The 26,247-nt window shown below is 30.6% G+C and carries 20 protein-coding genes; 10 read left to right on the top strand and 10 right to left on the bottom strand.

Annotated elements, in window-relative coordinates; genetic code table 11:
* Window positions 1–207: 207 nt before the first annotated feature.
* From KEC93_RS13300 to KEC93_RS13270, 8 genes are all read right to left on the bottom strand, one after another.
* Window positions 208–1,260 carry a glycosyltransferase gene (locus KEC93_RS13300; protein WP_023976830.1) on the bottom strand — a complete coding sequence of 351 codons (1,053 nt, stop codon included), beginning with the start codon at window positions 1,258–1,260 and terminating at the stop codon, window positions 208–210.
* A 265-nt stretch (window positions 1,261–1,525) separates the two neighbouring features.
* Window positions 1,526–4,438 carry a DNRLRE domain-containing protein gene (locus KEC93_RS13295; protein WP_077868945.1) on the bottom strand — a complete coding sequence of 971 codons (2,913 nt, stop codon included), beginning with the start codon at window positions 4,436–4,438 and terminating at the stop codon, window positions 1,526–1,528.
* Window positions 4,439–5,168: 730 nt separating this feature from the next.
* Window positions 5,169–5,417, bottom strand: a complete 249-nt coding sequence (locus KEC93_RS26520) for a hypothetical protein (protein ID WP_238953652.1) — start codon at window positions 5,415–5,417, stop codon at window positions 5,169–5,171.
* Between the two features lie 180 nt (window positions 5,418–5,597).
* Entirely contained in the window at window positions 5,598–6,512 is a 915-nt protein-coding gene (gene ltrA / locus KEC93_RS13290; RefSeq protein ID WP_012059836.1) for a group II intron reverse transcriptase/maturase, read from the bottom strand.
* 556 nt (window positions 6,513–7,068) lie between these two features.
* Window positions 7,069–8,481: a glycosyltransferase gene (locus tag KEC93_RS13285; protein WP_012058797.1), complete on the bottom strand. Its 1,413-nt coding sequence runs from the start codon at window positions 8,479–8,481 to the stop codon at window positions 7,069–7,071.
* Between the two features lie 150 nt (window positions 8,482–8,631).
* Window positions 8,632–9,690 (bottom strand): glycosyltransferase, encoded by a 1,059-nt coding sequence (locus KEC93_RS13280; RefSeq protein WP_012058796.1) that lies wholly within the window; start codon window positions 9,688–9,690, stop codon window positions 8,632–8,634.
* Window positions 9,691–9,874: 184 nt separating this feature from the next.
* Window positions 9,875–10,375, bottom strand: a complete 501-nt coding sequence (locus tag KEC93_RS13275; RefSeq protein WP_012058795.1) for a DUF4489 domain-containing protein — start codon at window positions 10,373–10,375, stop codon at window positions 9,875–9,877.
* Between the two features lie 267 nt (window positions 10,376–10,642).
* Complete coding sequence (locus KEC93_RS13270) at window positions 10,643–11,407, bottom strand: hypothetical protein (protein WP_012058794.1); 765 nt, start codon at window positions 11,405–11,407, stop codon at window positions 10,643–10,645.
* A gap of 172 nt (window positions 11,408–11,579) precedes the next feature.
* On the opposite strand from KEC93_RS13270, the gene KEC93_RS13265 reads away from it, so the two are divergent.
* The 5 genes from KEC93_RS13265 to rfbB all read left to right on the top strand — a co-directional run bounded on the left by KEC93_RS13265 (window position 11,580) and on the right by rfbB (window position 17,316).
* Window positions 11,580–13,082 (top strand): hypothetical protein, encoded by a 1,503-nt coding sequence (locus KEC93_RS13265; RefSeq protein WP_077869116.1) that lies wholly within the window; start codon window positions 11,580–11,582, stop codon window positions 13,080–13,082.
* Window positions 13,083–13,168: 86 nt separating this feature from the next.
* On the top strand, window positions 13,169–13,438 hold the full coding sequence (locus KEC93_RS13260) for a putative Se/S carrier protein (protein WP_012058792.1): 270 nt from the start codon (window positions 13,169–13,171) through the stop codon (window positions 13,436–13,438).
* A 99-nt stretch (window positions 13,439–13,537) separates the two neighbouring features.
* Window positions 13,538–15,037, top strand: coding sequence for a YncE family protein (locus KEC93_RS13255; protein ID WP_012058791.1), 1,500 nt, complete (start codon window positions 13,538–13,540; stop codon window positions 15,035–15,037).
* A gap of 329 nt (window positions 15,038–15,366) precedes the next feature.
* Window positions 15,367–16,248: a dTDP-4-dehydrorhamnose reductase gene (gene rfbD / locus KEC93_RS13250; protein WP_077869115.1), complete on the top strand. Its 882-nt coding sequence runs from the start codon at window positions 15,367–15,369 to the stop codon at window positions 16,246–16,248.
* A gap of 18 nt (window positions 16,249–16,266) precedes the next feature.
* The gene (gene rfbB / locus KEC93_RS13245) at window positions 16,267–17,316 is read left to right on the top strand and encodes a dTDP-glucose 4,6-dehydratase (protein ID WP_077869114.1); all 1,050 of its coding nucleotides are present in this window, start codon (window positions 16,267–16,269) and stop codon (window positions 17,314–17,316) included.
* A 203-nt stretch (window positions 17,317–17,519) separates the two neighbouring features.
* Here the strand turns inward: rfbB and KEC93_RS13240 are convergent, their stop codons facing one another.
* Complete coding sequence (locus KEC93_RS13240) at window positions 17,520–18,662, bottom strand: DNRLRE domain-containing protein (RefSeq protein WP_077869113.1); 1,143 nt, start codon at window positions 18,660–18,662, stop codon at window positions 17,520–17,522.
* A 201-nt stretch (window positions 18,663–18,863) separates the two neighbouring features.
* On the bottom strand, window positions 18,864–19,652 hold the full coding sequence (locus KEC93_RS13235; RefSeq protein ID WP_012058787.1) for a Cof-type HAD-IIB family hydrolase: 789 nt from the start codon (window positions 19,650–19,652) through the stop codon (window positions 18,864–18,866).
* A 253-nt stretch (window positions 19,653–19,905) separates the two neighbouring features.
* On the opposite strand from KEC93_RS13235, the gene lexA reads away from it, so the two are divergent.
* The 5 genes from lexA (at window position 19,906) to KEC93_RS13210 (ending at window position 26,154) form a co-directional block, all read left to right on the top strand.
* Window positions 19,906–21,444 carry a transcriptional repressor LexA gene (gene lexA, locus KEC93_RS13230; protein ID WP_077869112.1) on the top strand — a complete coding sequence of 513 codons (1,539 nt, stop codon included), beginning with the start codon at window positions 19,906–19,908 and terminating at the stop codon, window positions 21,442–21,444.
* 138 nt (window positions 21,445–21,582) lie between these two features.
* Window positions 21,583–22,218 (top strand): ABC transporter ATP-binding protein, encoded by a 636-nt coding sequence (locus tag KEC93_RS13225; protein WP_077869111.1) that lies wholly within the window; start codon window positions 21,583–21,585, stop codon window positions 22,216–22,218.
* Window positions 22,211–22,990, top strand: coding sequence for an ABC transporter permease (locus KEC93_RS13220; protein WP_077869110.1), 780 nt, complete (start codon window positions 22,211–22,213; stop codon window positions 22,988–22,990). The genes KEC93_RS13225 and KEC93_RS13220 overlap by 8 nt, the downstream gene beginning before the upstream one ends.
* A 268-nt stretch (window positions 22,991–23,258) precedes the next feature.
* Window positions 23,259–24,719 (top strand): NADP-dependent glyceraldehyde-3-phosphate dehydrogenase, encoded by a 1,461-nt coding sequence (locus KEC93_RS13215; RefSeq protein ID WP_077869109.1) that lies wholly within the window; start codon window positions 23,259–23,261, stop codon window positions 24,717–24,719.
* Window positions 24,720–25,152: 433 nt separating this feature from the next.
* Complete coding sequence (locus tag KEC93_RS13210; protein ID WP_077869108.1) at window positions 25,153–26,154, top strand: acyltransferase family protein; 1,002 nt, start codon at window positions 25,153–25,155, stop codon at window positions 26,152–26,154.
* Window positions 26,155–26,247: the final 93 nt, after the last annotated feature.

Raw genomic sequence — 26,247 nt, 5'->3', positions numbered from 1 at the left:
TTCAATTTGGCAATAATAACTTAAATTCATTTGTTTTTTTATTACATCTGTAGCAGCTATTTATAATATTAAATAGGTTCTTTAAAATATTCGGTTTATTTATAATAGACAATTTAAAATTAATATATTTTATGAATTTCATAATGCTATTGTTACTTGAAGTTTAATAAAAAAGTACAGAGTAACATAAAGATACTCTGTACTTTTTTAACCAATTCCTATACTTTTAAAATAGTTTCTATTGTATAGTATGCGTGAATCATTAGGCCTAAATTTGGCAGCAATTTCATTATGCTCATATGCTAAGTTGTGATCTCCAAGTCTATCATAGCAAACACATAGTTGTAAATGAGGTAACCATGTCCAACATGCATCATTGAAAAATCCCCAGCTGTCTTTTGGTTTTTCTAGTTTTGTAGCCTGTTCGTACCAAAAAGCTGACTGCTTATACTTCTTTTCATGTAAAAAAGAAAAGCCTATTTTACAGCAAGCTTCAGCTCTAGGAGTGTCATATTCGAAGCTCCTAAATGCATATCTTCTCCCATCTTCTACCTTATCTATTGATTGATAATAATCACATATTTTTTCACAGACTCTGATATTATCTTCAAACCAGCCTTGCTTTGAATCCAAAAATTTATTATAGTATTGCAATGCTTCATCAAACATTCTATGGTCATATAATTCATTACCGTAGTAGAGAATATCTCTTGGTGTAAATACAACTCCTTCTTTTAATTTATTCTGATAAATTTCTAGATTTCGTTTTGGAGTTTGTTTTAACTTCCTATGAGTTATTGCAATTTCACTATTGATTATATTTCCCCCAACTGCTAGATATTCATGAACGAAGCCAAACCATTGAAAATTATTACTCCTCTTAACTAGGCGATTACGCCTGTAACTTGCAGTGACATTTCCGTATTCATCAAATGCTGTATTATACTTGGCAGTTACAGAATCAACAGTAGGATCTAAAGTTTCTTTTAAATCTTTGAATTTCTCGCCATCTTCAGGCAATACAACATCATCAGCATCTAACCAAAGAATATAATCTTTGGTAGCTTTACTAAAAGCAAAATTTCTTGCGGCAGAAAAATCATCAATCCATTTAAAATCATAAATTTTATCTGTATATCTTTTAACAATTTTTTTTGTCTTATCATCAGAGCCAGTATCAACAATTATCATTTCATCGACTATATCTTTTACTGATTCCAAGCAGTTTGCAATTACATCTTCTTCATTTTTAACTATCATACAGAGACTAATAGTTATCAAATAACCACCTTCTTTAAAGTTTTACACTATATAATATGGTAGTAAAAATATTTTGATACAGATTGAATTGCTAATAAAGAGTCTAATTTTACTTTTTGGTCAGCAGTAGTAGTTAATCTACCTTGCTTTAATATATGTGAAATAATATATTTCTATATAAAAGGAAAAAAGATTCTGTTTTATTAAAAAACAAACAGAGGAAAGGATGCTCAAGAAGAGCATCCTTATAAAAATTAAAAAATCATTAGAAAGCTATACAGTTTAAATATCTATTAATTGCAGTGGCAGAAGCGACATTAGTAGCTGTTAGAAAAACAAGTCTTACGTCATAGGTCGTTGTTCCTGTTGTCGTTGCTGTGTCAACGTAAGTGTTACTAACAGGGAAACGCTGAGTTCCAGCACTTGAAATTACTCGCTCAACTTCTCTGGACGCAACCAAAGTACCATTACTGTATAGTCTTAATTGGAAGACTATGGAAGAATTTGCAGTAGTAACTACCTGAATGCCAACTGCAAAATCAACTTTAACATTCTGACCAGTTGTCGTACTTATATTTGTACTTACTACTGAGGTTTCAGTGCCAATAGTAATAGAAGCAGCAAGTGTACCGCCAGCATCGGTGAAGGCTAGTTGCGGTGCGCCAGTAGGTCCAGTTACACCGGTAACTCCAGTAGCTCCGGTTGCGCCAGTAGATCCGGTAGAACCTGTAACTCCGGTAGCTCCGGTTGCACCAGTAGATCCAGTGGAACCTGTAATTCCGGTAGCTCCGGTTGCGCCAGTAGATCCAGTGGAACCTGTAACTCCAGTAGCTCCAGTTGCGCCAGTAGATCCAGTGGAACCTGTAATTCCGGTAGCTCCGGTTGCACCAGTAGATCCGGTTATTCCAGTCGCACCAGTAGAACCTGTGACTCCAGTTACTCCGGTGTCGCCTGTAGGTCCGGTTATTCCAGTGTCACCTGTAGTTCCGGTTGCTCCTGTGTTGCCGGTAGGTCCTGTTACTCCGGTATCACCTGTAGGGCCTGTTGCTCCTGTGTCTCCAGTAGATCCTGTTACACCAGTATCGCCAGTAGGTCCTGTTACTCCTGTGTCACCTGTAGATCCAGTTACTCCAGTATCGCCAGTAGGTCCAGTAACTCCAGTGTCTCCAGTAGGTCCGGTTATTCCAGTCGCACCAGTAGAACCTGTGACTCCAGTATCACCTGTAGCTCCAGTAACTCCGGTGTCGCCTGTAGGTCCAGTAACTCCTGTAGCTCCAGTTATTCCAGTATCACCAGTAGGTCCTGTTACTCCGGTATCACCTGTAGATCCTGTTGCTCCAGTATCGCCAGTAGGACCGGTAACTCCAGTATCACCTGTAGCTCCAGTTACTCCTGTGTCTCCAGTAGGTCCGGTTATTCCAGTATCTCCTGTAGCTCCGGTAATTCCAGTCGTACCAGTAGATCCTGTTACTCCGGTATCACCAGTAGGTCCGGTTGCTCCTGTGTCTCCAGTAGGTCCGGTAACTCCAGTATCACCTGTAGGTCCAGTAAGTCCAGTATCGCCGGTTGCTCCGGTATCACCGGTAGGTCCGGTAACTCCAGTATCACCGGTAGGTCCGGTAACTCCAGTATCGCCAGTAGGACCGGTTATTCCAGTGTCACCTGTAGGGCCTGTTGCTCCAGTATCGCCAGTAGGACCGGTAATTCCAGTATCACCTGTAGTTCCTGTTGCTCCAGTGTCTCCAGTAGGGCCGGTAATTCCAGTATCACCTGTAGTTCCTGTTACTCCAGTATCGCCAGTAGGACCAGTAACTCCAGTATCACCTGTAGCTCCAGTAACTCCTGTGTCGCCTGTAGGTCCAGTAACTCCGGTGTCTCCAGTAGATCCTGTTACTCCGGTATCTCCTGTAGGTCCGGTTATTCCAGTCGCACCAGTAGAACCTGTAACTCCAGTGTCACCTGTAGGTCCTGTTACTCCAGTATCGCCAGTAGGTCCTGTTACGCCAGTATCACCTGTAGGTCCTGTGACTCCAGTAGCTCCTGTAGCTCCAGTTATTCCAGTATCACCAGTAGGTCCTGTTACTCCTGTGTCTCCAGTAGGGCCGGTAATTCCAGTCTCTCCAGTAGATCCTGTAACTCCAGTGTCACCTGTAGGTCCGGTAATTCCAATGCCTCCAGTAGGGCCGGTAATTCCAGTCGCACCAGTAGAACCTGTGACTCCAGTGTCACCTGTAGATCCAGTTACTCCAGTATCACCGGTAACTCCAGTATCACCTGTAGCTCCAGTTACTCCTGTGTCTCCAGTAGATCCTGTTACTCCAGTGTCTCCAGTAGGTCCAGTTACACCAGTATCGCCAGTAGGTCCTGTTGCTCCAGTGTCTCCAGTAGGTCCTGTAACGCCAGTATCACCTGTAGGTCCAGTAACGCCAGTATCACCAGTAGGTCCAGTTACACCAGTATCGCCAGTAGGTCCGGTTACACCAGTATCACCTGTAGGTCCGGTGGCGCCAGTAACTGCGCTGCCAGTATTTCCTGCAGGTCCAGTTTCTCCAGTGGCACCAGTAGGTCCAGTAGGTCCAGTAGGTCCAGTAGGTCCAGTAGGGCCTGTAGGACCTGTAGCACCAGTAGCGCCAGTTCCTCCAGATGAGAATTCTATGCTAAGGAATGGTCTTTGTGTTTCAACTGCCCACTCTTTTGAGAAGTAACCTATAATTGTATCAATTACATTTTCAATACCAGTTAATGTTACACCAAAATTTGTTGCTGGGTTGTTTGCCCAATCTATTACTAAATTAGTTATATCAATACTTATATACATACCAATATCTGCATCAGTTACATTTATAGAATAAATTGTCGGATTTATTGCCGGTGCATTATTCCACGTAACTGTATTTTCAGAAAAGTCGCTTGCATTTGTAAATACGCTGACAGTCTGTGGAGACAAAACAGCATCAGGAAGATCTTTTCTAAAAACAAATAAATTTAAAGAAGCATTTGCTATAGAACTTCCGGATGGAACAGAACCAGTTAAATCAAATTTTAATAAACTTCTAAATAGGTCATTAGGCTGAACAAATCTTCCTGTAAATAAAAGACTTGAGAATCCAAAGTTCGTGTTTGGATTTAACAATGATATATATGCATCCGCAATTGGACTAAGAATTACACTAGGCATTTTGTCATCTCCTTAATTTTCTTTTGTTTTCAAATGACTTAACTATTATTATAGTTATCTAATATAATATATGTTGAATCATTAAAGCTGCTACAATTATGATAAATGACTATAATATTCATATTATTATTATCACTTTTATTTTATAAGTGTTATATATGGACAGTTTAATCTATAATTTTCTTAGATTAAATATACTTAAAATAAATGCTTTAAATCCTCATGTTCTTCAAACCCGCATGTTTCCTATAAATATTTTTATATTTAAATATTTAAATATGTTTATATAAAACTAGATACCTATAAATATATATTTCTATATAAATATTTTTCTATGTATTGATTCTAGTATAGTTTTATGGACACATTCCTGAAATAAATTATAATTAAAGTAAGAGAGGCGTGTCTGAATGAGAGGGAAGAGTTATGCATAAGATTTTAAGCAAATGATAATCGAGGTATATAACACTAAAAAAAATGAAAAAATAGAAATAGAATTTGTGTGAAAATTTCCAATTTAGCTTGTAACGCAAAAAGCGGTGACATGCTAAATTGGATACAACTTGCAACTTAGGGATTTCAGCTATGTTTCCATAGTCTTCCGAATTATTATGACCCTTGGGGTTACAGAAATATTTATTGTTTGGTAAGTAGACTAGGGAATCACTTCCCTAACCCCTCTCAGAACCGTACGTGCGGATTTCCCGCATACGGCTCCCCACATTATAATTCACAGTATATATGATATATCTTCTTTTAAGTTGAAAATATTAACATATATTTTAGCTTTAGGTATTTTGAAGCACTCAAACATAGTGTCAAAACTTCTCCAGTTATAACTTCTTTTCTGACTTCTTTTGTTTAGCCATTTAAAAGTTAGTTTTCTTACTAAATATCTGAAAGTTGCGAGACTTAAACTGTTGTCAGTGATTCCGTAATACCTATAATATCCTATTAGTCTCTGTGTCAGTTTCTCCATTAATAATGTGAGCGGCACTGTTCTATTATTCTTTAACCATTCATTCAATCTCTTTATGCTAGCTCCAAATTTCTTTGAGCTAGTCTTCCTCTTAACTCTAAAACTTCCATTCTTTCTGCAACTGCAGAAGTGTGTAAATCCTAGAAAATCAAAAGTTCTATCTTTATATGATTCTAACTTTCATGCTCTCTTGAATTTTCTATCATAGTAGGCATTCTTACCGAAATATAATATTTTAGTTTTATCTTCAGCTACCTGCAAGTTAAATTTGTCTAATCTGTTTTTCAATGCTTCATAGAAAGCTTTCGCTTCGTCTTCATACTGAAAACAGCAAACAAAATCATCCGCATAGCGTACTATGTACGCCTGTCCTTTACACTTCTTTTTGATAAAGTTATTAAACCATATATCTAAAACATAATGTAAATAAATGTTTGCTAATGTTGGAGATATTATTCCCCCTTGTGGAGTTCCTTCATATACTTTATAAAACTTTCCGTTTTCCATTATTCCAGTTTTCAAAAATCTACCTATATATCTAAGTAAGTTCTTGTCTGCAATCCTGTGTTCAAGAAATTTCATCAACCACTTGTGGTCAACATTATCAAAGAATCCTTTAATATCAGCATCTACAACATAATTCACATTCTTTTCAGATAAATATACATTTAAGATTTTAAGAGCATCATGACAACTTCTATTTTGTCTAAACCCAAAAGAACTATCAATGAAATCTTGTTCATATATTGATTTTAATATTTTATTAATGGCTAATTGTACAACTTTGTCTTCATATGCCGGTATACCTAGAGGTCTTTTCTTGTTTGAACCAGACTTATCTATGTATACTCTCCTTACAGGCTGCGGTCTATATTTAAAAGTCTTCATTCTAATTAGTAGATTATCAATATTATTCTCTAAGTTAGTTTCATATTCTTCCTTTGTTACCTTATCCACTCCTGTAGCCTTATTTCCGCTCAGTTCATAATGGCATAAAATTAGCATTTCCTTGTTAACTAAATGCATTAGTGATGTAAATTTCTCTTTAGGATTATTTCCAGCTATTTCTGCTATCCTCTCAAGTTTTGTGTACATTTTTTTTTCCTCCTCTGTGTGAGAATTTCTGTTTCTCTTTTCAAGGTCTATAATATGTTACACCCTTCCCTCCATGGTCATTACTCATTTCTTCAGTACTATGGTGTAATCCGACTACTCATTATCATTTGAATACCTCTGATTTCTAATCATTGTTTTCCATACTCTGAAGTCAGAGAATAATGAGTCCTCCCAAGTTGACGTACTATATCAATGTATACCATGCTACACCTTAAAACCACGAGAAAGCACAGATATTCTTGCAATAATGATTATCTATGTTCTGACTTCTAATTTACCGATATTATCGTCCTTTCTGACTTTGTGATAATTTCGTGGCTAGTAGTTTCAGCATTCGCTTGCGGCCTGGTACCTTGTTTGTCTACACTTAACTTATTACATCGCCATAATAAGCCCAAGACTAACTAATGACTGGTTGATGGCCTTTGTCATGCAGGATTCCCACCTGCTATATAGTAATAATGAGGAAGGTTAGCCCTCATTATCTTTTACGCCCTTGCTTGGCGTACCGGTAAGATACCACATAAGTCTGAATTCAGATTTGAGTATCTATAAAAGTATTGTTTTGAAACTTAGCTACATACTGGTAGGATATAAAAAAGCCTTTCATATTACTTCCAACAATATCACATATTTGATCTAAAAAATTATCATCTTCTTGTGATATTTCTCTAGAGTAATGAAATATATATGGATTTATATATCCACATTCCTCGAATATTTTTTGTATATCTGGTAATGTGAAAAATTTTGTGCACTTTGGATTTAATATGGAATCGTGATTATAGATAAAAGTTCCCTTTAATAAACCTTTTATAACAGAATAATGCATTAAATTTGGTATTGTGGCAATTATATATCCATCAGGCTTTAAATATTTTTTTAACTCAGTTAGTAATTTCCATGGATCCTTACTAAATTGAAGTTTATTCCCAATAATTATATAATCAAAAAAGTTAGTTTTGCTTTCTTTGAAGTTCATAGTATAGTTTTCTTCAAAATCCCCAGTCATTGTTTCTATTATTTTTTCACATATTTTGGCTACATTTCTATTTGGCTCTATACCATACAGCATTGCATTAGGATATATATATTTTAATTTAAGTAGGGTAGACCCCAGACCACAATTAAATTCAAGAATATTTAATTTTTTTTCTATTGGTTCATTTATACGGTTTATAATATCAAACTTTAATAAACTTTCTGAATTAGAATTGAAGCCCCATTTTTCTTCAAACTTATGAGCATTTGTTTTTAGAATATTATTAAATTTAGCATAATCACTCTTAAAAGATGTGCTTCCAAAATGGTGTATGAAACTATCATTACAAACCATGAGTTTATATCCAGCATCCACAATTCTCATGCATAAATCATCATCTTCAAAATTTCCAGGAGTAAACCGCTCATCAAAGGTTCCGACTTTATTAATAACTTCTCTTTTAATTAACATGCAGAAGGCTACCAATCTGGATTTTTCTTCCCACATCTCTGAATTAGAAATATTGTTTTTGTCTGCAAAATCGATCATATCTTCTATATCTGTATATGGAACATTTATTGCTTGATAGTTAGAACAATTATTAGTAATTGCTGCTACAGCACCAATTTTTTCATTGCTGTATAGACAGGCTTTAAGGTTATCAAGCCATCTTGGTGTAACTTTTGTATCATTGTTTAGAACTAAAATATCGTTATCTTTTTCAGCTGCATTTATTCCAAGATTGCAGCCTTTTGGAAAACCCAAATTATCATCATTTAAAATGAGTTTAATATCAGTTTGTTCTTTAAGCCATTCTCTAGTTCCATCACTAGAATTGTTATCTACAATGATTATTTCATAGGTGCCTAAAGTAGTGTATTTTCTTATACTTTCAAGGCATATTTGATTATAATTAATATTATTATAGGTTAGGATTATTATTGAAGTTTTTTTGTTTTGAAACATTATTTTAATATCTCCTGTAATAGATTAATATAGTAATTGTTTATTTATAAACAACCATACTAAAAATCATACTAATGCTTTATTGTATTTTATGAAAATTAGCAAAAAGCGTGAAAAATAGAGTTTAAAATATCTTAATTTTGCCATATTCTAAAAGAAAGAGTTTATTTTTTTGCAGATTTTTATCCACTCAAAATTATCTCGTGTATTAATTTGAATATCATTGCACACCTGTTCAAGTAGCTTTTCGTTTGAGCATGTTGAAATCAATTTCTTTGAAAGTTCCTCAAAGTTATTTATTTGAAAGATATCTCCATATTTTTTATCATCTGTAATATCTATTGCGCCCTCTACATCAGAGGATATAATATAATTTCCATTAAAAGCAGCTTCACCAAATACTTGAGCAAAAGCCTCAACCCGCGAAGTCAAACAAAATACTTTTGACTTCTTGTATTCTTCCATGAGTAACTTTCTATCATAAATAGGGCCTGTAAAAATAACTCTGCCTTGTAACTTAGGATAGTACTTATACAAGTAGTTATTAATATATTCATTAAAGCCTGGTTCAATGGGTCCTACTAATTTTAATTTCCAGTCAGGAAGTTTTTCTGACGCTATTTTAAAGGCTTCCATTATAATTTCAGTAGCTTTTTCATAAGAACCTAGCCTGCCAACTGTTAATATGATATTTTCCTTATCCTTGTAATTTATCAATGGACTATCAAAGAAATCATAAAATCCATTAGGTATATGCTCAACCTTTATCGGCCAGGTATCATCAATTATTTTTTTTAGATTTTTTGATTCTACGGAAACCAAACTGTTATTACTTAGCAAATTAATGCTTCGATCATTAAAAGTTATTCTATTTAGCCAATATCTATTTAAATCTAGTTTTAAGTAAATCTTGCCATTGGGATTTACTGATTTAAATCTTTCTATCATATTTAAATTAAAATCATATAAGCCAATAAACATAAGGATATCGGTTTTTTGCAATAAGGATGTCACTGAAGCTTCGTCGTCCATAAAATTAAGAGTAATGTTTTTTGTAAATACTTCATCATAATGTTCTTCATTTTTGCCACATAAAATAGAAACCTCATAATTTAAATGCTTTTGAAAGACATAAGGGATTAAACCTACATCTTTTGTAAGATGAAAATTTTGAAGTCCAGGCCAATATAAAGTAAAATATTTTTTCATAGTTCCTCCTATTTTTTTATATAGAAAAACTCAAGGCATTAACCTCGAGTTTAAACTATTTTTAATTCTAGATTTTACAACTAATTAAAGAATAATTTATATTAGATTTTATAAAATTTTGAATACAATTCAATATCCAAATTAATATTTAAATCTAAAGACTTAAGCAATTTAGATTTTACTATTAGCAGCATGAACTTGATCCACAAGCTGCTATTGCACCTAAAGTTGCATTATTAATACTTAAAGTACCAACAGTAACAGCACTAGTAATAGTTGCAGTTACTGTATAAGTGCAACACTCATCACAGCAGAAATCGCCACAGTCACAAACAAAGAAAGATAATGTTTGTGAGCTTAATAATGCTACTAAGTTAAAAGTGTATGCAGGTCCAACTGGAACAGGAGTAGATTGATTTCTACAAACTTTAAATACTTGGAAATTTATTGTTCCTGTGAATGCAACTGCAGCAACAAGATTACTTGCAAACTCTAACTTTACACAAGGATTTTTAAGGCAAGAAGTGTCTAAAGTAAGAGCAGTAAGAGGAAATGCAGTACCTAAAACAGTAGCTGGTGGAACTGTTACTGAACCTGCTTGACTACATTTTATAATTGTTGGACATAAATCTTTTTCTTTCCTGCAATTATCATGATTATCATGACATTTTGACATTGAATTCATAAATAGAATCCTCCTTTTAATTTAGATAAATTTTTATAAAAATTTCTATATGGATAATTTAGAGTTCTTTGGTTCTTCTACTATAATATATGAACTTTATCAAAGAAGGTGATGATAATACTTGAATTTTATAATTGAATATAATAATTCAATAAAAGGATATCATCACATCTTTATATCTATTTTTAGTAAAAGACCTATATCTATTTATCTACAGAAATTCTAATAATCCTTGGAATTATAATGTTAATTATTTTGTTAATAATACTATTGATCATTATCATCACAGTCTGAGAATAATGGCTCTAAGTTTTGATCAGGATAGAATTTAGGAATTGGAGCCTTTTCAAATCTCTCGCATGGGTCTTCCTCTGGTTCCTCTTCACATGGTTCTTTTGGAACAGGACAATAATCATAAGCTGGTATAAGAAGTTGAACAATAAGCTCACATTTTACAACAATATAGTAACCTAAAGTTATATCTAAAACGTCGTTTCCTTCTTCATCTTCTAATAATTCACCTGCCAAAGCTTGAGCAACCATTTCAAGTTTTATTATATTAGAATCCAAATCAGCTGCATCTTGAACAGGAACAAAGCTAGCAGAAATTTGAGCTATAGATTCAGGGCAATAAAATTTTCCTATTACATCGGTTCTATTAACTTCGAACAGTTCGCTTTGATTTACACCATTTGCATCTATATAATCTGCATAGAAAGTAATTCTATAGGAAATAACTATTTTTTTGAAGCCAGGTCTGCCTGCAAGTGGAATCTTATCCACAGAAATTAATGTTAAATTAAAATCTCTACTACCAATATATCTTTTAGGATCTGTTAGTGGATTGCTTCTTAATTCAGAATCTGTTGTATTTGTGTCAGGACCATCGCCATATACAAGACATCTTTTTATTAGGCATTGATCAAAAATCTTTGGTACTTCAATGCAAACTAATTCAGAAGGATCTGGTAAATGTCCTTGTTTATTTACAAGGCCAGGACGTGGCGAAAATTTCTTGAAGTTAATGGGCATATATTTTCCTCCTCTTCAAAAAGTTTATTGAACATAAGTTTATTCAACATTTACAATACATTATATGAAATTACATTATGCTGGTGATAATAAAAGTTAAATTAAAATAAGTTTTACAAAAAAGCATAATAAACTTCTATTAAAAATATAATTTTATTAAGGAGGGAGTGGCATGAATAGTATATATGTTGATTATACTGATAACATATGGAAATTTTTCCGAAATGATAATAGAGAATTGTGTTATAAAATTATGTATGAAGAAGGAAAATGGACTAAAGAAAATTTGATTAATAATGAAGTATTGGGGTTTGCTGTTTATGTTGAGGGGGATGAGAGAATACATATAGTATACAGCAATATTAAGGGTGAATTGAAATATTGCACAATGAAGGATAAACATTGGGTCGGAAAAACTCTATATCAAATGGATTTTGATGAGTTTCAAATAGAGCATTTAAAGATTGAAATTATTGGAGAAGAAATGCATATATTTTTTTTGCTCATAAGCAATGATGGCAGTGATCACGGTGTGTTAATGCATTGCGCCTGGAATGGAAAAGAGACGAAATTTTTCTCGCTGCAAGATATCGTCTTGGTACCTAACTTAAAGGAATATTATTTAGTAAACACAAATGAACAAAGTGGTCTTGAAGTATTTTTCATCACAGATGAAGGAGATGAAGTCTCACTAAACTATTGTAACTTTGAAAATCGTAAATGGTCTTCTGCTAAAAGACTTTATGGGATTCAAGGAGATGATATATCTTTTGAAGTGTTAAGGGACCAACAACAGGATGTTCATATATTAAACAAATCTAGAGAAGATTTATTGTATTTTATTGATCACGTTTGTATAGATATTAGTGGTAATATACAAGTTTACAGAGTTCGTGAAAGTAATATGAAATTAATCGATCCAATATTATTTATTGGAAATAACGAATTATGTGCCTGTTGGATAGAACAAAATAAGATATTTTATTCATTTTTTAATAATGAGCAATGGGAAAGCCCTATATATTTTGATAAAGGTAATGAATTTACAGTAATGAGATACCATTGTTTTATGCATTATAACAGAGATAATTCCGTTAAATTACTAGAGACTTACGGAACAGATGAACCGGATTTAAATCTATATATTCCAAATAGATTTACTATGAATAATTCATTGAAACATGAGACGAATCAAGTTAATAATGAAATTTCATTTAATGAAAATGAGGAAATTCAAAATTTAAAACTCGAATTATCTAAAGTGAAGTTAGAAAAGAAAAATTTGGATAGGAAAATTGATTCATTAAATATGCAATTGCAAAAAAAACAAAGATTCATGGATGATTATGAAGAGAGAATTGCAATAATATTAGAACAAAAACGTAAGACAGATGAGAATTATAATGTATTTATAGAGTTACAACAAAATCTTCAAAAGGAATTTGATGATACAAAAAAGCAGCTGGATGATGCAAAAGATCAATTACTAAAAGAAAAAGATATTAGGATAAGTATAGAAAAAAAATTATTAGAACTTGAAAATGAAAATCTAATAATTAGACAGAAAGTCATGACAATAAATGAAGAAAAGAATAAATTATATGAAGACCTTGAATTTGAAAGGAATCAATCTATTATGGAACGTTTATTAAGAAAGAAACCAAGTGGAATATAGAATCACTTCTAAAATTTTAGAACATACAATAAGGTAGAAATATCTTATAAATAATATTAGGATAACACCAGATAGAGGCGATTTATATGAAAGCAGAAAAGTATGATTATATAATGGTATTTACTTGTCATCAGAGAGCACTATATATATATGAGCATTTAACTAAAAGAAATATTAAAACAAAATTAGTTAGCGCTCCTAATAAAATTAATATTAGCTGCACTCAGGCAGTCAAATTCAAAGACATAGACATGGAAATTGTTCAAACAGAATTATATAAGAATAATATTTATCCAACCGCAATGTATAAGATTTTAGGAGAAGGAAAAAATGAAACTTATGAATTAGTTGAATAAGATCTGGTTAAACCAGGTCTTTTCATGTTTTTGTTGCATAATAACGAAGAACAAAGCATAAATTTTAATATAAGAAAATGATGGGGTGACAGCAAACTTATGATTGATAAACTAGAGAAGATGATTTATTATGTATCAAATATAGGCACAGGTAGAGTATCTATCATTGATGGTGATACTTATCGCATTATAAAAGAAGTTGAAATCGGTCCAAGGCCTCAAAATATAGTTATAGACGAAAAAAACAATATATATATAGCTAGTGATAGAAATAATAAAGTTACTCTTATTCATGATTTGTTTAATTCTGATAAAACATGGAATATCCCCAATAATGGTAATATAAAAGTGGATTCCAATAATAAAAAGATATATGCATGCGATACGGAAGAGGTATGCATTTATAATTTAGAAACTAGTGAAAAGATTGGTTCTTTGAAAGGCTTTATAGCAGCAAATTGCTTGGAACTTGATAAATCCAAGAGAAGATTATTTGTATTGGATATTTTACAGAATGAAATTAAGGTATATGATACATCAGATTTTCATTTAATCAATCTATATAAAGAAGTTGGCATTTTACCAAACTATATTATTATAGAAAAAAATGAGAAATGTATCTATATCGCTAACAAAGGAGCAAATAAAGGAAATTATAAAGGAAATGTCTCTATACTTAATCTTGAAAGTGGAGATATTTCATATATAAGCCTACAAATAGGTTCTATAATTACAGCTCTAGAACAGAATGAAACTTTTTTGTATGCAGCTAATAGTGGCTTACATAGAATTGAAGTTATAGACTTGCTAAAGAAAGAATGCATAACAAATATAAAAACTACTCTTCCAAAAATACAAAGGCTTCGATTATCTCCAGATAAAAAAATACTCTTAGTAACAAGTCGAAGTGATGATGGGAGAGGAGTAATTGATAGAATTGACACTTCAAATAATACTATTATTGATACATTTAATTTTGAACAAAATAATAGTCTTCCATATGATATTGGGATAGTAACTAAAAGTAAACTTCAAGTACAAGATGAATTTCCTAATTTAATAGATTCAGAAGAAAAATTAAAACAGGAAAATAGTATTACTATAATCGCAAAAAAAGTGCTATCTACTTATCAAGAAAAAATAATTTTCTCTGAAATTTCAATTAGATTACCCTTAAATAAGGATGCAATTATAAACCTAGAATATATTAAATTTAAAAAATGTGAAGTTATAAATGAAACAAAAAATGTAACTATTGTAGATACTCGAAAAGATTATTCAATATTACAATATAATTTTTACATACCATATATCGTGGAGTTTAAAGGTAAGGATGAAGAAAAATATATTGTAGAAGGAAAGATTGAAGGAATGCAGAAAGCAAGGTTATATATACCGGTTTATGCAGAACAACAAGGAGTAGAGTTTGTAGTAAATTCTTTTGCTACAATAACAAGCAATCCAGTTGTTGCAAATGAAAAAATGAAGTTTGAAGTTAGTGTTTTGATTTCTACAAAAGCAATTGTAGATGAAATGATATCCATACCTATATACAATAACTATAATCTATGGAATATTAGAGGAGAGCAAAAGAATTGAAAATAATAACGAATATATTTGCAGCATTCCTCTAATTTTTACATATCATTATATAATAAAGCTTATTTTATATTCCGTAAGATTTTTCATATTGATTTTTAGTACTTTATGATGAAGCTATATTTAATTATAAAGGTACAGATTTTTATGCACTTTAGTACAGGGAATGAATTAAGAGGAATGATAATAATTAAACGTTGCATAACTTTTATAGAAAGTTATTAAGGTAATTTTATCAGAAAATGATAAAGTTAATGTAGGAATAAATGAAATTTTTTAAGGTAATATCCAGATTATAATATATAGTTAAAAGAGGTGCTTATTTTATAATGAAGATATTAATAACTGGAGCAAAAGGACAGTTAGGTAGAGAGATTACTGAAATAATAAAAATCGGAAGAGCTGATATAGGAGAAATATCGGAGAGTATAAAAGTATCTGAAGTTATTGGCTTTGACGTAGATAGGCTAGATATAACAAATTTAGTCAAGGTTAAAGAGGTACTGAGTTATTTAAAGCCAGAGGTAGTAATAAACTGCGCTGCAGCCACCAATGTTGATAGATGCGAAATTGATGAAGATTTTGCGTTTAGAGTTAACTCAATAGGACCAAGAAATCTTGCTATAGCTTGTGACTCAATAGGCGCTAAACTAGTACAAGTTTCTACCGATTATGTGTTTAACGAAAATACTCATAAGCCATTAAAAGAATATGATTTAGCTGCGCCATCTAGTGTATATGGTAAAACTAAATTTCTAGGAGAGCAGTATGTACAGCTATTATGTTCAAATCATTTTATTGTAAGAACAGCGTGGCTTTATGGTTATGTAGGAAGTAATTTTGTTTATACCATAATGAAACTTTCTAAAGAAAAAAACTATATTAATGTTGTAAATGATCAAATGGGAAATCCTACTTATGCTAATGATTTAGCATATCATATCTTGAAGCTAATAGAAACAGAAGATTATGGAATATATCATTGTACCAATAATGGAGAGTGTACATGGTATGAATTTGCTAAAAGAATTGTTAAATTATCTGGAGAAGAATGTGAAGTAAGACCTTGTACGTCTGAAGAGTATAAGACTCAGGCAAAAAGGCCTAAATATTCGTCTCTCGATAATGCGATGTTAAGAAATACTGTTGGCGATGAAATGAGAGATTGGAAAGATGCAATAGAAGCGTTTATAAGTAAATTAGGCAAGTGAAATGAAGGAGTTGTAGTCATGAAAACTTATTTAGTTACAGGTGGAGCTGGATTTATAGGGTCAAATTTTATTTTATATATGCTAAATAAATACGAAGATATTAATATAATAAATTTAGATAAGTTAACTTATGCAGGGAATTTAGAAAATCTTAAATCAATAGAGAATGATAAAAGATATGAATTTGTTGAAGGAGATATTTGTGATAAAGAATTAGTTTCAATACTTTTTAAGAAATATCATATAAATTATGTTGTCCATTTTGCAGCAGAATCCCATGTTGATAGAAGTATAAAAGAACCTGAAGTATTTGCTAAAACAAATATACTTGGTACTGTTAATATCCTCAATTGCGCAAAAAATGCTTGGGAAAATGAACAAGGATTTGAGGAAGGCGTTAAATTTCTTCAAGTATCAACAGATGAAGTTTATGGCTCATTAGGCTCTAAAGGCTTTTTTAAAGAGACTACCCCTTTAGATCCTCATAGTCCATATTCTTCAAGTAAAGCAGGGGCAGATTTGATAGTTAAAGCTTATTATGATACGTACAAAATGCCTATAAATATAACAAGGTGCTCAAATAATTATGGACCTTTTCAATTTCCAGAAAAGTTAATTCCTTTATTAATAAATAATTGTTTAAATCATAAGAGGCTTCCTGTCTATGGAGATGGAATGAATATAAGAGACTGGCTTTTTGTAGAAGATCATGTAAAAGCTATTGATATGGTAATTAATAATGGCAGGATAGGAGAAATATATAATATTGGTGGTCATAACGAAAGAACTAATATACAAATTGTTAAAACCGTTATTTCTTATATTAACGAAAATGTAGATAAGAATGTAAGTGAAAGCTTAATAAAATATGTTGAGGATAGAAAAGGACATGATAGAAGATATGGCATAGCACCAGACAAAATAAAAAAAGAATTGGGGTGGTACCCAGAAACTGCTTTTGAAGTTGGAATAAAACAAACAATAAAGTGGTATTTAGATAATAAAGAATGGATGAAAAATGTAACCTCTGGTGATTATCAAAAATATTATAAAAACATGTATAAATAATATAATTAATAAAAAGGCTCTAAACTATATTCCTAATGAAGACTGTATGTTTGAGCAAGAACCTTTAATAAGTCTCGTTAAAGATAGACAAGTGTTAATCAATAATAGAGCATATAATTAAAGTTCTTGCTCAAATAATTTTACTATTACCTGAACAAGAACTTTAATTATACAATACATATTGAATGATTTTTTATTGTAGTCTAGTTTACGGGCTCAGCTTTTATGGAACAAATCAATTTCGTTAATGAATTCAAATTTGACGATACTTCTAATAATTGAGAGCTTATAGAGTTCAAATTAGAAAAATCAAGTTTCCCTGACTTAGTAAATTCATTAATTGTCTCTTTTAGATTCTCAATATTTACACTTAAATTAGGTAATAGAGCTTTTAATTCCAATAGCTGATTATTTAATGATGACATATTTATATTTAACGTTTCAATATCATTTTGTTTTAAATTAGTAGAATTTTCATCTAATGAAGATATTTTATCACCGATATCTGCAACTTTGTTTGATAGGCTGTTTATTTCTTGGCCTAAAGATTCACTGTAAGAGTTCAGAGAATTTAGTTTCAAATCTTGATTTACTAAGATCTCCATAACTTTATTAAGCAAATGATTAATTAATGTAATATCTTCTTGATCCTTTACACTATCTCTTTCAACATTTGAAGATTCCTTTGATGCAGAAATATCCTCAGAATTATTAGTCTCAGTCTCCTCATCATCGTAAGTATTATCTTCAACAGGTTCTTCAATATAAGTTTCAATATTAAGTTCTTCTGATAAATCTATATTATTTGTCGAATCTGTATTATATGTTATTATATCTAAATATGGAGGATATTTTGACTCGAATGAAGATAATTTAATAATTGAATTAGAATCCTGATTTTGAGGAAGTAAAAATATATTATAGCTTTCGTTATGTGTTGCTAAAGATCTAATTAATGAAGTAACATTAATTTTTAAATAATGTCCTATATTATATCCATGTACTATATGATTTAATAACTTTGTATAATCCTTTTGGGGCAAGCTCGACCAATCAATAGCAGCTATATCTATATTGCTATAATTACCTAAAATACCAAAGCTAAAGGAATTCTTATAATCTGGTTTAATATCTTGAATAAACAAATATAAATATGCTTTCTTTACAGAGTTAGGATGTAATTCAGATAGTTGAAAGTTTAATAAAGAAATATAGCGATTATTGCCTAGTGACCTATTGTTTATGGACCCAACGAGTAATGAATCATTACTTGAAAAGTTTGTATTCGAATGATATTTATCCAAGTATGTTGAAGTATTGCAAATAGCTTTAATTGAATTTTCCACTTTTACTACTCCTTAAATTTTAAAGGTTTCCTATTATACTATGAAATTTTATATTATTAGGTGCTTTTTGCTTATATACCAATATAAATTTATTTTTTGAGTCCTAGTATTTTCCTCCTAAAAGATTTCTTCTACTATGTATATTTAGCGACAGGCTATTTTATACATTTCTTTTAGGAGGAACTAAAAATAAATAATTTTCTATATAATATTGTAGTGTTTTAAAGCATATTTAATTCCATCATCCTCAATATCCTTTGTTACAAATGATACTAAGTCAAATAATAATGGAGTACTATTTCCCATAGCAATACTGTTTTTCACATATTTAAGCATAGATAGATCATTTGTACTATCACCAATAGCATATGTGTTTTCGTGATGAATGTCTAAATAATTTATTAAGTATTCTATACCTGATGCTTTAGAGAATCCTAAAGGAACTAATTCATAAAAGCCTTCACCACGATGGATAAATTCAAATAAACTTTTGAATTCGTTATGAAAGCTTTCAAAATCACTATTTTCATTAGTCCAAATTACAAATTTATCAAAGTTAATTTCAGTATCATCAAAAGTTTTACCTTTATAAAATCCTTCCCTTATGTGACGTTCTTTGATTCTAAGAACTTCTTTAGAATGTATATTAGTATCGTAATAAATGTCATTCTTACCCTCTAATATAGCATCGATATTATATTTGCGAAGCTTGGCTACAATTTCTTTTGATAAATCTATTCCAAGATTTCTATGTAGTATTTCTTTATTTTTAAATTCTATGTAAGTTCCACATCCACAAACATAACCATCAAAATTTAGTTCTTTGACACAATCATCTATGCCTATAATTGTTCTCCCTGTATTAATGAAGATTAGATGTCCATTTTCTTGTGCTTTTTTTAGAGCCGCCTTAGCACTGTTAGGGACTGTATAAGTCTTTTCATTAAATAATGTTCCATCAATATCAAAAAATATAATATTGGATTCCATTATGTCACCTTCCTTTTTCGTTTGTATATCCATATTTAAATTGCCTTATTTTACTTTGTTTATTATAACTATTTTATAAGATTAATACAATGTTTGACCAGCTAATTAAAGATTTTTCGATAATCGACAAACAAATTTACGTTACTTCTCTAAACTTTACATACAGCTATTAAGTATAGTATAATTACAAAATAATTAAGAATTCATGTTCGATTTATAAAGTGAAATTCAATGAAAAAAGGAGGGGAGAAATATGGAATTTGGCAAAAAACAAAAAAAGATAATTAATAATAAGCCAAATGGTCATCTATTAATAAAAGGTCCAAAAGGTTCTGGAAAGACTACTGCATTTATACATAAGATTCCATCACTACTTAATAATTATTGTATATCTAAGGATGATAAAATACTTGTCGCAGCTTGTAACGAAGAATATTATGATTATTTTTATTCTGTCTATAGAAATATTGAAGGTGAAAAATATCATCAAAATAGCTTCTTTGATGAAGATAATAGTGATAAATTAGAAATAAGGACAATAGATTCTTTAGTCTCTTATTATTTAAATAAATATGTAAAAAATAATAATATAAATCTTACTTTGGCATCTTTTGAAGAACGTGAAGCTGAGCTTAAAGATGCAATACTTATAGTGTCAAAAGGATACGAAAAGAAAAAACCGAATATATTAAATTTAGATCATATTGAATTCATAAAAGACGAGATTAAATGGATTAAATCATGTAATTATTTAAAACTTGAAGAGTATCAAAGCGCTAATAGAGTTGGTAGAATTAATAATTTGAACACTGAGATATCTAAAATTCTTAGAAGAAACTCTAAGCAAAGACAAGCTATCTTTGAAGTTTTAGAAGAATATACTAATAACTTAAGAAAACTTAATAAAGTAGATGCTCAAGACATGGAACTTTTAGCTTTAAATGAAGCAAAAAAAGCTCCAATAATTAATTATACCCATATATTCATAGATAATAGCCAACAACTTACGAAAGTTCAATTAGAATTAGTTAAATCAATATATAATGAAAAATCTTATTCTAGTATAACATTTATTATGGATACTTTTGAAACCGCTATTCCTAATGCTTGGCTTGTAAAGGGACGCCACTTTTCTAGTTTAGGATATGATATGAAGGGAAAATGTATTTCTTTGAATGAATCTTACAAGGAAATAGAAGTTGAAGATATCGAAAAATTTGTAGATAGCAGTGATAAGTTGATTCAAAAAAATGAGACTAATAAGAATTCATTACAAAGTTCATCTCTTACATTAGGGTCTATAGAATATATAGATTTAAAGAGAAATATATCTCATAGATTTATAAAAGATTCAGGATCAGTAGATGAAATATATGTAGATTATAACAATTTTGAAGAAAAAGTAGACGACGTAGTAAATATTCCTGTATTTAATGAGATTGCAGCGGGTAATCCAATTTTAATTAATGAATATATTGAGGATAGCTACTCATTACCAAAGGATTGGATAAGAACTTCAAAAGATGTTTTTATGCTTAAAGTTAAAGGTGATTCCATGATAAATAAAAATATTTATGATGGAGATTATGTAGTAATAAGTAAGCAGAATATGCCACGTATTAAGGATATTGTTGCTGTTGATATTGAAGGTGAAGCAACGCTTAAGACGTATAAAGTTATTGATGGTAAAATTGCTCTTATACCTGAGAACGACAAATATCAGCCAATTATTATAGATGATCAACAATTTAACGTTTTAGGTGTAGCTATTGGGCTTATTAAAAATTCATAGATTTAGTGAAAAACCTTGTAATTATTGGTATAATTGTTACAAGGTTTTTTTACTTATACTAAGTTTATGTCATCAATCAATTTGAATGATATGTGCAGAAATGATTACAAAAGCTATATAGTTAGGAAGTGAATTAATATGTTTGAAATTAGAAATATAAAATTTAGAAATATATTAGATATCAAATTTCTAAATATAGATAAACCAATTACATGTGTTGTAGGGCCTTCTGGTAGTGGAAAGACAACTTTACTTCGCATGTTAAACCGTCTAAATGTACCCGATGATGGAGTTATACTTTATAATAATAAAGATATTTCTAAAATTGATACAATAATATTACGTAGAAATGTAGTTATGTTAGGTCAAACTCCAGTTATTTATAGTGGTAATATAGAAGACAATCTCCAAATTGGATTGGAATTTTCAAAAAAACTTCCTGCATCAAAGAGTAGAATGAAAGAAATTCTTGAAAGAGTGGAACTTAATAAAAAACTCACTGATGGATGTGGTAACCTTTCTGGAGGAGAGAAACAACGACTATGCCTAGCTAGAGTAATGTTAATGGATGCTGATACATATTTGTTAGACGAGCCTTCAGCTGCACTAGACAAAGATACTGAGCAATTTATAATAGATAATTTTTCAAAGTTTGTGTTAGAAAACAATAAGGAACTTATAATGATCACTCATTCAGAGCAAATAGCGCAGAAATATAACAATTCAATAGTTAGGATTGAAAATGGAGAGGTTGTGAAATCTTATTATGAATAATGCAGTAATGAATCTATCAGTCTTCCAACTTTCAATTGCTTATGTTTTTGTACTAATAATGCTTATTATTTTTAAATCAAGAGGCATCAAAAGAGAAAAACAAATATTGATTGCTTCAACTAGAATGACAATACAACTTACTATAATGGGCTATGTTCTCATGTTCGTATTTAATAATCCAAGTTGGTGGTTAACTTCTTTTATGATTATAATTATGATTTCTTTTGCAATTTATAATTCAATAAAAAGAGTTAAAGTTCAAATGTCAAAGGAATTAAAAAGTATAATTGCTATTTCAATGACCTTTGGAGCTCTTTTGACTGCAGCTTTCTTTATAATAGTTGTTCTTAGTGTTCGCCCATGGTTCAATCCTCAATATTTTATTCCTATTTCAGGTATGATTGTTGGTAACAGCATGACAGGTATTGCACTAGGTGCAAATAAACTATGTAGTGATTTTGAAGATAAAAGAATTGAAATAGAAAATTCGTTAATGCTTGGTGCAAGCACACTTGATGCCACTAGACAAATTGTTAATAATGCTTTCGATAGCGCCATACTTCCAACTATGAATAATATGCTAACTATGGGAATTGTATCTCTACCAGGAATGATGACAGGACAGATTCTTTCTGGAACATTTCCTATCACTGCAATAAAATATCAAATTGGTATAATGCTTGCTATATTAGGCAGTACCGCTGTGTCCACTGTCTTGTTTGTAACCCTTGGATATAGAACATTTTTTACTAAAGATAACAGGTTAAAATAACTATTTTCTATAGGCTTTATACCAAAAGGCATTAGATATTCTTAAAGTTTTAATTAATATGAATTTTAATCTTAAATTTTTCATAAAATTCATAAGAAGTAATTTTTTATATTCCATACTTTATAACACTAAGCTGTATTTTCAAGAAGAAAAATATATTAATTATTAAATTTTATTAATTTATCTGGATATAATATAAGAATTAGTATATTATATTATTAAATGATAATTAATATTAATTAGTAAATTGTATTAAAGAGGTGAAGGAATGTTTAATTGTATAAAATGCGAAAATAATAACTTTAAAAATTTAATAAATGGTGAATGGGTTGGTAGTAAAGATAACAAAGTAATTGAAATCTATTCGCCACTTGATAATTCATTAATTGGCACAGTTCCTGCTATGACAAAGGAAGATGTTGATAATGTAATAAGTATTGCAAAAGAGGGCCAAAAAAAATGGAGTAAAGTTCCAATGAGTGAAAGAGCCGAGATTTTATATAAAGCTGCTGATATTTTAGTTGAAAGAACTGATGAAATTGTTGATATTATGGTCAGAGAAATTGGTAAAGACAGAAAGAGCTCAAAGTCTGAAATTCATAGAACAGCAGATTTTATAAGATTCACTGCTGATACAGCTAAGAATATGTCTGGTGAAAGTATACCAGGCGATACTTTCCCTGGATTTAAAAGAAATAAAATCTCAGTTGTAAATAGAGAGCCATTAGGAGTAGTTCTTGCAATATCTCCATTTAATTACCCAATAAACCTATCAGCATCAAAGATAGCGCCTGCAATAATTGTAGGAAACTCATTAGTATTAAAGCCTGCTACTCAAGGTAGCCTATGTGGTTTATACTTAGCAAAAGTTTTTCAAGAAGCAGGAGTACCAAATGGGGTATTAAATACAATCACAGGTAGAGGAAGCGAAATAGGAGATTACGCAGTTACTCATAAAGGCGTAAACTTTATTAATTTCACTGGAAGTACAGACGTTGGTGTTAGAATTTCAAAACTAACTAGCATGGTACCACTTTTAATGGAGTTAGGTGGAAAAGATGCCGCTATAGTTTTAGAAGATGCGGACTTAGAGCTTGCAGCCAATAATATTGTAGCAGGTGGTTACTCATACTCAGGCCAAAGATGTACTGCAGTAAAAAGAATTTTAGTATTAGAAAAAGTTGCTGATAAATTAATTTCTAAAGTTAAAGAGAAAATGAATAAACTTGTGGTCGGAAATCCATTAGAAAAAGATGTAGATATTGTACCATTAATTAGTACTAAAGCGGCTGATTATGTTATGGAATTAATAGATGATGCTAAAGATAAAGGTGCAGATCTAATTGTTGGTGGAAATAGAGAAGGTAATTTAATATACCCAACACTTTTTGATAATGTTACTACTGATATGAGGCTTGCATGGGAAGAGCCTTTTGGACCAGTTCTTCCAATAATAAGAGTAAAAGACAAAGATGAAGCTATTGAGATAGCGAATAAATCAGAATACGGACTTCAAAGTGCAGTATTTACAGAAAATATTGATGATGCATTTTATGTAGCTGACAGATTAGAGGTAGGTACAGTACAAGTAAATAATAAAACAGAGAGAGGTCCAGACCATTTCCCATTCCTAGGAGTTAAAGCTTCTGGAATAGGAACTCAAGGAATAAGATATTCAATTGAATCTATGTCTAGACCTAAAGCAACAGTAATAAATTTAGTAAGATAGACACATAAAGTTTCAACAAATTATTAGCTACTTTTAATTATTTGAGATTTGTTGCGTTGATATAAAATAAAATGATAAAATCTTATAACAATCACTATATAGAGAAAATGCACCACGTTGAATTCAGATTTCTTGGATTTAACTTGGTGTATTTTTTATATTAATATAATTTTTTGTTGTCACGGTATTAGGATATATACTTTTCTCTAATTTAGCTTAAGTGACGTTTGAGCTTTAAAAGTGTATAATTCAGAGGTTTTATGTAACTAAGGCTTATTACTTGTACTACTATATTTATATAAGTAAGTAGGAGGTAAAAAAATGAGCAATCAAGAAGATGCATATGTAATTTATGATGATTTTAATGAGTAGGCATTTAAAATTCTAAGTGCCTACTCTAAAATATTAATATATTCAGGGAGAGTGTTGTGATATGGAATCAAAAAATGATATTCATTATGGAATGGTTGATGTATTACGTTTAGTTTTTGCAATTGCAGTTGTATCAATTCATACAATGGCTTTCAAATCCATAAATGATGACTTATGGATTGCTACTAGTATGGGTATTGCTAGACTCGCTGTGCCATTTTTCTTTATGGTTTCGGGTTACTTTTTATATAATAGAATTGGTTCTGAAAAAGAGCCTAAATCAACTATTAAGCATTTATTACGTATCTATTTTTTATGGGTGCTTATTGAGATTATAGCTTTATTTCCACTTGTCTTAAGCAGTTTAAGTGCTCCACCTATTTTAATTATTGAGAGATTATTATTTGCAGGGGTCACTGGAAGCCTTTGGTATATATCTTCGTTAATTATTACTATCTTTATAATTTCTCCATTATTAAAAAGAGACAAGTTGTTTTTCTTGTTTATAATTGGATTTGTATTATATCTATTTGGGACAACTGGAGACACCTATTATGGGTTGTTTGAAAAAACTATTATAAATCCATTAATCAACGGATATACTTCAATATTTATGCTTCCACAAATAGGCATTACCGAATCAATTCTTTTTGTATCTTTAGGTGCAATCGTTAGCAAATATAAATTAAATGAAAAAATACAAAAGTCAGGATTATTAAGTATACTTTCAATTATATTACTTTTAATTGAAACCTTTGTGTTAAATAAAACTGGAATTGCTAAGGACGCTAATATGTATCTATCATCAATAATTGCAGCCCCTTTAATCTTAATTTGGGCAATTAATTCCACAAAAAATATTTCTACTAAGGTTTCTAAAGCCTGTAGGGAATATAGCTTAGGAATATATTGTTCTCATCAAATAGTTATGATATGGCTTGCAATGTTTATACCAGTACTTTTTGCAAATACACTTCTTAGGTTTATCTGTTCTTTATTATTGTCTGCATTAATAATTACAATTTTAAGAAAAACTAAAATTAGAAAAATCCTTTTAAGATAAATATTTATATCTATTTTCAGTTAAATAAAATATTAATGAAAATCTCTAAGATAATTGTTATAATTGTTCTAGGGATTTTTAGATGTATAATGA

It is taken from the genome of Clostridium beijerinckii (assembly GCF_018223745.1).
GTDB classification, from domain to species: domain Bacteria; phylum Bacillota; class Clostridia; order Clostridiales; family Clostridiaceae; genus Clostridium; species Clostridium beijerinckii.
Note: the sequence above shows the minus strand (reverse complement) of the source record. Positions and strands in the feature narration are given on the sequence as shown.